This is a genomic window from Halorubrum sp. SP3, assembly GCF_005435195.1.
Lineage (GTDB): Archaea > Halobacteriota > Halobacteria > Halobacteriales > Haloferacaceae > Halorubrum > Halorubrum sodomense.
Genome location: NZ_SGTU01000085.1, coordinates 1 through 375 on the forward strand (window position 1 = coordinate 1; position 375 = coordinate 375).

The following is a 375-nucleotide window of genomic DNA, read 5'->3' on the forward strand; positions in this document are numbered from 1 at the left end:
CGCATCGTCTAACTTGTCTTGATCGACAACTTTTGAGTTGTTAATATCGTACGGGTTTTCGATTGCCTGATGGAGTTCAGCCTCTAGTTCCCGGATTCGTCGCTCCTTCTGTGCCGACATGAGCTGGTGGATGGTGTACATCGAGTACGCAATCGAGAGCAGCCCAACGAACCACGCAGCCGAAAAGAAGACCAGCTCAAACAGACCAGGCACGTACCCATCTACCGAAAGCAGGACGGGCCCATAGACGAGCAGGAAAAACAAGAGCAGCCCAGCCGTGTAAATATAGTACGACCGCTTCAGGAGGTGACCGACCGCGGCAAAGCCGCCCATGTTGCGCGGGTCATAGAAGAACAAGTTGAACTCGGTCTTCTT

At 52.8% G+C, this 375-nt stretch carries 1 pseudogene; it reads right to left on the bottom strand.

Annotated features, from left to right (window positions below):
* Window positions 1–375, bottom strand: a pseudogene (locus tag EXE42_RS15450) (hypothetical protein); the annotation flags it as partial.